8 protein-coding genes and 1 pseudogene are annotated in these 5,477 nt (G+C 63.3%); 2 read left to right on the top strand and 7 right to left on the bottom strand.

All coding sequences use genetic code 11. The features are described from left to right. Positions 1-398, bottom strand: a pseudogene (gene eno, locus EN738_RS30090) (phosphopyruvate hydratase); the annotation flags it as partial. A 199-nt stretch (positions 399-597) separates the two neighbouring features. Between eno and EN738_RS36830 the strand changes: the two are divergent. Beyond that, positions 598-720 carry a hypothetical protein gene (locus tag EN738_RS36830; protein WP_274608485.1) on the top strand — a complete coding sequence of 41 codons (123 nt, stop codon included), beginning with the start codon at positions 598-600 and terminating at the stop codon, positions 718-720. Between the two features lie 71 nt (positions 721-791). Here EN738_RS36830 and EN738_RS30085 read toward each other — a convergent pair whose 3' ends face one another. From EN738_RS30085 to EN738_RS30070, 4 genes are all read right to left on the bottom strand, one after another. Beyond that, complete coding sequence (locus EN738_RS30085; RefSeq protein ID WP_127286802.1) at positions 792-1,157, bottom strand: PRC-barrel domain-containing protein; 366 nt, start codon at positions 1,155-1,157, stop codon at positions 792-794. A 119-nt stretch (positions 1,158-1,276) separates the two neighbouring features. Continuing rightward, a complete protein-coding gene (locus EN738_RS30080; RefSeq protein ID WP_127286801.1) occupies positions 1,277-1,483 on the bottom strand; it encodes a dodecin family protein in 207 nt (68 codons plus the stop codon). Between the two features lie 86 nt (positions 1,484-1,569). Next, positions 1,570-2,415 carry a 3-deoxy-8-phosphooctulonate synthase gene (kdsA, locus tag EN738_RS30075; protein WP_127286800.1) on the bottom strand — a complete coding sequence of 282 codons (846 nt, stop codon included), beginning with the start codon at positions 2,413-2,415 and terminating at the stop codon, positions 1,570-1,572. Continuing rightward, the gene (locus tag EN738_RS30070) at positions 2,412-3,290 is read right to left on the bottom strand and encodes a VOC family protein (RefSeq protein ID WP_127286799.1); all 879 of its coding nucleotides are present in this window, start codon (positions 3,288-3,290) and stop codon (positions 2,412-2,414) included. Before EN738_RS30070 ends, kdsA begins: the two co-directional genes overlap by 4 nt. Before the next feature lie 455 nt (positions 3,291-3,745). Here EN738_RS30070 and EN738_RS30065 point away from each other — a divergent pair, with 455 nt between their 5' ends. Then, on the top strand, positions 3,746-4,711 hold the full coding sequence (locus tag EN738_RS30065) for a glycosyltransferase family 2 protein (protein WP_189606036.1): 966 nt from the start codon (positions 3,746-3,748) through the stop codon (positions 4,709-4,711). On the opposite strand, the gene EN738_RS30060 is transcribed toward EN738_RS30065, so the two are convergent. Next, a complete protein-coding gene (locus tag EN738_RS30060; protein WP_127286797.1) occupies positions 4,684-4,971 on the bottom strand; it encodes a Dabb family protein in 288 nt (95 codons plus the stop codon). The two genes, EN738_RS30065 and EN738_RS30060, sit on opposite strands and share 28 nt — an antisense overlap. Positions 4,972-5,063: 92 nt before the next feature. After that, on the bottom strand, positions 5,064-5,198 hold the full coding sequence (locus EN738_RS36825) for a hypothetical protein (protein WP_281033931.1): 135 nt from the start codon (positions 5,196-5,198) through the stop codon (positions 5,064-5,066). Positions 5,199-5,477 lie beyond the last annotated feature (279 nt).

Genomic DNA, 5,477 nt, shown 5'->3' with positions numbered 1-5,477 from the left:
ACATAGCGGTAGAGCGGCAGGCCGGCCGCTTCAGCCGCCGCCTTGGCGACCGCCAGCGACACGCCGAGGATGGCGTTGGCGCCGAGCCGGCTCTTGTTCGGCGTGCCGTCGAGCTCGATCATCGTCTGGTCGATATGGATCTGGTTCTCGGCCTCCATGCCGCCGATCGCCTCGAACAGCTCGCCGTTGACGGCCTCGACCGCCCGCTGCACGCCCTTGCCGAGATAGCGCGGGCCGCCGTCGCGCAGTTCGACCGCCTCATGCGCGCCGGTCGAGGCGCCTGACGGTACGGCGGCGCGGCCCATCGAGCCGTCTTCCAGCACCACGTCGACCTCGACGGTCGGATTACCACGGCTGTCCAGGATTTCACGCCCGACTATGTCGACGATGGCGGTCATTGCAATGTCCCCGATTGATCGATTGAAGCGTCGCGCCCCTCTTAGCCAAAGTGCCGCAAAAGGCAATCGGGGCGCCCGCAAATATTGCCCGCCCGCCGATTCACGAAGCGCAAATTCCTGTCATCATAAGTCATGCGCGCGGCGCAACTTTCTGGTCTATGATTCTGGTTGCGCGGGGCGAAACAGGAGGAGTTTCGCCATGTCCCAGTTGAGCGGTATCGTGAGTTTGTTCCTGATCGCGGCTGCGTTCCTGACGTCGTGCGACAACCAGCAGCCCCAGCAGGGCGCCGCGCAACTGTCGACACTTCAAGCAGCGCAGTAGGATCTTGCAGAAGAAAGGCCCCCGCATGTGCGGGGGCCTTTTTTGATTCCGCTCCGGGCTGGCCGAACGCTTCAGTGCCAGTAGGGCTCGACCCGGTAGTAGCTGTACGACTCGTCGCGTGCCGCCTGGCCGTCGGCGCCCGCCAATTCGTTGATCGAATAGGCCGGCGCGGCCTGCAGCTGCTCTTTGGAGAACGGCACGACATAGCCGCCCCTGTCCTCGTCATAGTCGAGGCTCGCCCACGGGATGGCGTGGTACTTCTCGCCAACGCCGAGGAATCCGCCAAAACCGATCACCGCGAACATGATGCCGTTCGAGGTCTTGTCGAGCATGATGTCTTCGACGCTGCCGATGCTCTTGCCTTCGGTGTTGTAGACCGATGTGCCGATGACGCGCGAGGCGGCAATGGCTTCGGTGTGCCCGGTCAGGGTGCTCATGGTGGAACTCCTCTCGATTGAATGCCTGCATGGACAATGAGAGGGGCGGACGAAGGTTCCCGACTTTGTTTTTAGGCAATTCCGGACGGAAAACCGCTACGCACTTTTCCTGAAATTGCTTAGTTGTCGGTGAGGATGAAGGTGACCTTCATGTTTACGCGGTAAGCGGCGATCTTGCCGCTCTCGACGACGATCTTCTGGTCCTGGATCCAGGCGCCCTCGACGTTCTTCAGGGTCTTCGCGGCGCGCGCGATGCCCTTTTCGATGGCATCCTGAAAGCTCTTCTTGGACGATGACGTGATCTCTGTGACGCGGGCGACGGACATGGCTTCCTCCTGCCAGGGCGCTCAGTTGCGGCAGGAGGCTACAGCCGGCGGTTGCCTGCGACAAGCCGATGGGACGGCGAGTCGGGTCAGCGTCCCTTGGCGATGCGATCGAAGGCCATCAGCCGTTCCAGCAAGGCTGGCATGTCCTTCAAGGGCACCATGTTCGGGCCATCGGAAGAGGTCGAGTTGTCCGGATCCTGATGCGTCTCGATGAACACGCCGGCGACGCCGACCGCGACCGCGGCGCGCGCCAGCGTCGCGACAAAGCGACGTTCGCCGCCCGAAGAACCACCCTGCCCGCCAGGCTGCTGGACCGAATGCGTGGCATCGAAAATCACCGGCGCCCCGATCTCGGCCATGATCGGCAGCGCCCGCATATCGGACACCAGCGTGTTGTAGCCGAAGGAGGCGCCACGCTCGGTGGTCAGCACATTGGCGTTGCCGGAACCGGTGATCTTGGCGACCACGTTCTTCATGTCCCAGGGGGCGAGGAACTGGCCTTTCTTCACGTTGATCACCTTGCCCGTCCTGGCCGCCGCGACCAGCATGTCGGTCTGGCGTGAAAGGAAGGCGGGGATCTGCAGGACATCGACATGCGGCGCGACGATCGCGCATTGCTCCTCGGTGTGGACGTCCGTCAGCACCGGAAGGGAAAACGTCTTCCGCAGATCGTCGAAGACCGGCAGCGCCGCTTCCAGCCCGGCGCCTCGCGTGGCCGACAGCGAGGTGCGGTTGGCCTTGTCGTAGCTGGTCTTGTAGACAAGCCCGATGCCGAGCCTGTTGGTGAGTTCCTTCAGCGCACCGGCCATGTCGAAGGCGTGCTGGCGCGATTCCAGCTGGCAGGGGCCGGCGATCAGCGACAGCGGCGCGGCGTTCGAGAAGACGACGTTGCCGACGGTCACGGACGGATTGGGCGCCAGGGGTTTGTTCATTTTGTCTCCCGGAAGATGAAGGCGGCGCCCTGCCCGGGCGCCGGCCTGACGACAATATCATTGCCGCTCATGTGATGTGCGACGGCGTTGGCCGCAAGCAGGCGCGCTGCGATGGCGGTGCTGCGGACCGAGAAAACGATGGCTGCAAAGCGCAGATGCGGCGACGCTCCGGTCGGAACGTTGCAGCGCGAGGCAAAGGCCGCCGGCTCCAGGACGGTCAGGGTTGCGTTCGGCAATTCGATCGCATCACCTTGCGAAGCTTGCTTGCCGGCAGCCGTCGAGAGCAGCCCGATCTGGCCAGAAGGCCTGTCGCTGACAGCGACGACTTCGACGGTGCCTGTCACGCCGTTGGCATGGGCCTGCAATGCGGTACGGTCGATCTTCGGTGCATTGATGCGCTCACAAGCGAAAAGGAAAGCCTCATCGGCATCCTTGCTGGCGCAGAAGGCCAGCTTGAAGGACGCCAGGTCGCTCTTGCCGCTCGTATCGGTGAAAGTGCGCGAAAAACTCAGCATCTCCCCCGCCGACATCCCGGCCCCGACGTAACGAACGTGGTCGGCATCGGCATCGCCGGTTCCGAGCACGACAGCGGAAAAGCCCTCGTCGCCGAGGTTCTGCCGGTAGAGACGATCGCGCGCGACGAACACGTTGCCTTCACCTATCGCCCGGTCCGCGTCCTGGTCGTTGCCAACCGCCAGCGGCTCCAGATAGGTGCCATCGGCGAAAAAGACACAGCAGTTTTCGGTGCCGAACGGGTGGATGCCGGTCGGCGCGACGACGAAGCCGAGTGAAACCAGCCGCGCCCGCGCGGCATCGAGGCGCGCTGTCGGCAGCACCAGATGGTCGAGCGGATGAGCCTGCGTCGCTTTGGTCATGCCGGCGCGGTGTGCATCATTCCGGAAGTCGGTTCAAGAGGGCTCGGCCAACCGCCCGGCGGGCTTTGGCGGTCTCGATCTCGGCGGCGTGTCCTTGTCGTCGAACGAAGCCACCCTAACTTACAACCATGGGAAGAACTGTGTTCATCGCAATGACGATTGCGTCGATTGCAATTGTCGCCGCGCTGGTGCTGGTCGCGCCCAAGCGAGGCGGCGTCGACCCGGCCGAGACTTCGGCCGTTCAAACAGAGTAAGGCCGCCTGGCGCGCCTGCGTTTCTTGCGAATACAGCGATATTGCTGATATACGAACTTCGCTTCAGTTTGATGTCTGGCAACGTTTCGTCACCTACCGTATGGGCTAACGGCTGATCGCGCATCGCAACATGGTCGACTTTCGCTGGGCGGCAAAGGCCGGCTTCGGCCGCACTCGACCCGCCAAGCACGAGTTCCGTCGGTGACAGTCTTGCCGAATTCCTTTCCAGCCGCGCAGGGAGCAGGCGCCACCCCCCGGCTCGCCGTCGTCATCCCGGCCAGGAACCGCCGCGGCAGCCTGCCCCGCACGCTGGCATCGGTCCTGTCCGATCCGCGGCCCGATATCGAACTGGTGGTCGTCGACGACGGCTCCGAGGACGATACCGAAGCCTATCTTGCTTCGCTCGCCGATCCGCGCCTGGCCTGGCGCCGTTTGCCGGTGCCCTCCGGCGCCAACCGGGCGCGCAACGAAGGCGCGGCGCTGACCAGCGCGCCGCTTATTGCGTTTCTCGATTCCGACGATGCCTTCTGTCCCGGGCGCATCGAACGGCTGATCGCCTTCTTCGATGCCAATCCGGATGTCGCCTGCACGATCGACGGCTTCATGGATGTCGCCGACAGGCGCCAGCGCCTGCATCGATTGCCCGACCCGACGCCTGACGCGGAGAGACTGCGCCGGCTCCTGCTTTGTCACTGCGTGCCGCTGACCAATTCGACCGTTACCGTGCGCCGTTCCGCCTTCGCGTCGATCGGCGGCTACGATGACGGTTTGTACCGCCATCAGGACCGTGAGTTCCTGGTCAGGCTGGGACGGCAGCATCGCATCGCCTTCGGCAAGGCCGTCGACGTCCTCAAATACCGCGAAGCCAATTCGATGTCGCGCACCCATGCCGGCTACATCGCCGGGCTGAGCGATTTCGTCGCCCGCTGCGAGGACTATCAGACGCCGGATTACGCCACGATCCTCAGCTACCTGACGCTGCGCGGCGTCCTGAAGGCTCTGGCGCAAGGCAGCTTCGGCGTGGCGCTGGCGGAAATCATGGCGTGGCGCAGGGCGAGCAACCTGCCCGGCGGCTTTGGCGTGGTGACTGGCTATTTCGCCGGGCGCCGGCAAAGGCGCCAGCTCGAACAGTCGCTCTCTCAGGCGGCCACGACGTCGGCCGAATAACGCAGTTCACGCAACGGTTTGACCCGGCTGGTCGTCTCGGCATAGAGCGGATGCGCCTTGTAGGCGGCGAGCGCGGCGTCGTCCTCGAATTCGGCATAGACGACGACGTCGATCGCGTTGGAGAACAGATCGACCTTGGTATTGAGCGTAACTTCGAAATGCGTCGAATACGGGATCCTGCGCAATTCCAGCAGGCCCGATCGAACGGCCTCCACATCCTCCTTGCGTCGCACGCTGAAGAAAACGATGTGCCGGATCAACCCAGCCTCCCTGATCGTCATTTCAGGCGTGTTTTGTGGGAGCAAGGGCGCAGCGTCAACCGGCAACGATGTCGCGCCCGCCATGCGCGGCGTCAGACCGCGCCGGTGACGTAGCGCACGATGCGCGATACCTCCCTGACCGTCGTGTCGAGGTAGCGGCCCTGGTTGTAGAGGCCGTCCCAGATCAGGGCGAAGGTGAGGGTGATGATGACGATGACATAACGCATGACTAAAGTTATCGCATGCGGGTGGCGGCAACCATAGAGATTCCAAGAGCCGAGGACATTCTCCTCCGGATTTGTTGGCTCCAGAACCGTCTTCGCCTGCCTCTTGAAGTTGACCCTGATGCCGTGGAAGATTGTGTCGGGAACTCAACGGAAAATGTAGCCGCGGCTGCATTTGTGCCGGATGAATGAACCTCAAGAGGGGTGCGGGGTCGGCCATGTGTGCTGGCCTCCTGAAAGTCGGGGGCAGGAAATGGCTTTCAAGCAAGACTTGGGTGTTGC

The sequence above is a fragment of the Mesorhizobium sp. M4B.F.Ca.ET.017.02.2.1 genome (assembly GCF_003998955.1).
Lineage (GTDB): Bacteria > Pseudomonadota > Alphaproteobacteria > Rhizobiales > Rhizobiaceae > Mesorhizobium > Mesorhizobium abyssinicae.
This window is presented reverse-complemented; position numbering and strand designations above follow the sequence as displayed.

Coding starts and splice junctions, on each gene's coding strand:
- EN738_RS36830 (WP_274608485.1), top strand. CDS start 598: ATGTCCCAGTTGAGCGGTATCGTGAGTTTGTTCCTGATCGCGGCTGCG.
- EN738_RS30085 (WP_127286802.1), bottom strand. CDS start 1,157: ATGAGCACCCTGACCGGGCACACCGAAGCCATTGCCGCCTCGCGCGTC.
- EN738_RS30080 (WP_127286801.1), bottom strand. CDS start 1,483: ATGTCCGTCGCCCGCGTCACAGAGATCACGTCATCGTCCAAGAAGAGC.
- kdsA (WP_127286800.1), bottom strand. CDS start 2,415: ATGAACAAACCCCTGGCGCCCAATCCGTCCGTGACCGTCGGCAACGTC.
- EN738_RS30070 (WP_127286799.1), bottom strand. CDS start 3,290: ATGACCAAAGCGACGCAGGCTCATCCGCTCGACCATCTGGTGCTGCCG.
- EN738_RS36825 (WP_281033931.1), bottom strand. CDS start 5,198: ATGCGTTATGTCATCGTCATCATCACCCTCACCTTCGCCCTGATCTGG.